This is a genomic window from Vibrio sp. 10N.247.311.47 (assembly GCF_041467535.1).
Lineage (GTDB): Bacteria > Pseudomonadota > Gammaproteobacteria > Enterobacterales > Vibrionaceae > Vibrio > Vibrio crassostreae_C.
Window position 1 is genome coordinate 1 of the sequence record NZ_JBFSUR010000094.1, and the last position, 1,873, is coordinate 1,873.

General features: G+C 45.0%; 1 protein-coding gene. It reads left to right on the forward strand.

Features of this window, described 5'->3' with window-relative positions; genetic code table 11:
- Positions 1–59 precede the first annotated feature (59 nt).
- Positions 60–1,583 carry a methyl-accepting chemotaxis protein gene (locus tag AB6E51_RS24335; protein ID WP_372140296.1) on the forward strand — a complete coding sequence of 508 codons (1,524 nt, stop codon included), beginning with the start codon at positions 60–62 and terminating at the stop codon, positions 1,581–1,583.
- The last annotated feature ends 290 nt before the right edge of the window (positions 1,584–1,873 follow it).

The window sequence follows — 1,873 nt, forward strand, 5'->3', positions numbered from 1 at the left end:
GGCTACCGATGTATTGTTGAACGCGAAATGTACAGCAAAGATCAACACGCCCTAGCAACATGGACAACAAAGCTCGCGTAACAGAGCTGTTTAAGAGCGCATACAGCATTCTTACTGAAGTCGAAAAAATGGCGATTGATGGCACACTAGAAGAAGAGCAAGCCAAGCAACTAGCTACTCGCCTTCTACGCAACAACATCTATAAAGATAATGAATATGTTTACGTAGCCGATGAGAACATGACGTTTATCGCGACACCATTAGATCCTCAACTGCACGGAACCAGTTTTAACGACTTTAAAGATGGCGACGGCAATAGTGTTGGGCTGCTAATCCAAAGAGTACTTGGTAATCGTACTGGCGAGATCATTGAGTACACCTGGACACAAAAACTGCCAGATGGAACGATTGAAGAAAAACTGTCTATTGCAGAGAAAACGCCACATTGGGGTTGGGTTGTCGGCACTGGTATCGGGTTCAATGAAGCTAACGCTCGTTTTTGGTCTACTGCTCAATGGCAGCTATTCCTTTGTGTCGTGATTGCTGGTCTTATTCTGGCGAGCCTAATTGTATCCATTAAACGCATGCTAGCGCTTCTTGGCGGCGAACCTAAAGACGTACGAGAAGCAGTACAAGCCGTAGCACAAGGTCGAATTCAAACCTCTTTCGAAACTCAGGCAATTGACGGCAGTATCTATCACGCCGTACAACAAATGAGTAAGTCATTGGCTGAGCTAGTATCAAACCTTGACGCTTCAATGCTGGCATTAAGAGGCGAACTGCAGCGCGTAGAAGATCGCGCTGGGTCAATTGGTCAACTGACAGACACCCAACAGCAATCAACAGAGATGATCGCGACAGCAATGACCGAGATGGCCTCTTCAGCCAATAACGTAGCTGCTTCAGCTAGCGATACCGCGCGCAACACCGACGAGGCCGACAAACAGAGCCAGCATACCCAACAACTCATTCACAACACAGTAGATAACATTCAAGGCTTAGCAGGCCAACTAGGCACAGCAAGCGAAGCTGTCGCTAACCTAGATAACGATGTAAACAACATTGCAAAAGTATTGGATGTGATTGGTGATATAGCGGAGCAAACTAACCTATTGGCACTAAATGCAGCCATTGAAGCAGCTCGAGCTGGCGAACAAGGTCGTGGATTTGCTGTTGTAGCAGATGAGGTTCGTAACCTTGCAGGCAGAACACAATCGAGCACAAAAGAAATCCAATTAATGATTAATAACCTTCAAGAGGGATCTCGCAACGCAATTCAAACCATGGAAGTGTGTGCCGCGACCAGTGAAAGCACCGTAACAGAGTCTCAAAACGCCTCTGAAGCACTACAACAGATTGTTGTCGCATTAGAGTCCATTTCATCAATGAGTCATCAAATCGCAACAGCGGCCGCTGAGCAGACTCAGGTGAGCGATGATATATCGAAGCGTATCAATATGATCGAAGAGAGCGGTAACCAACTGAGCAATGTCGTAACAGAAAGTCATAACAGCACCCAAACTCTTGCCTCTCTTTCCAACGAATTAGAAGCTTGGGTTAATAGGTTTGAAGTAAAACACTAAACTCCCTAGAAAATTTTCAAATAAAAAAGCACGTTTTCATACGTGCTTTTTTTATTTCGGCGCCCATTCAGTGTAGTTAACCGTAGTTTTACTATCTTTTAGGGCATGCTAGACATAGGTTTTTCACCCCAAATGAGCAAAAACAACCCACTAAGTATAGAAAAACATCAAACGATACTTTTTTTGCAATTTAATGTTGACCCAGAACGCGAAAACACGTTTAATACACCTCGTCGCCCGGATAGCTCAGTCGGTAGAGCAGAGGATTGAAAATCCTCGTGTCGGTGGTT

What these genes read in the sequence shown, in the direction of transcription:
- AB6E51_RS24335 (WP_372140296.1), top strand. Translation starts at nt 60, where the DNA reads ATGGACAACAAAGCTCGCGTAACAGAGCTGTTTAAGAGCGCATACAGC.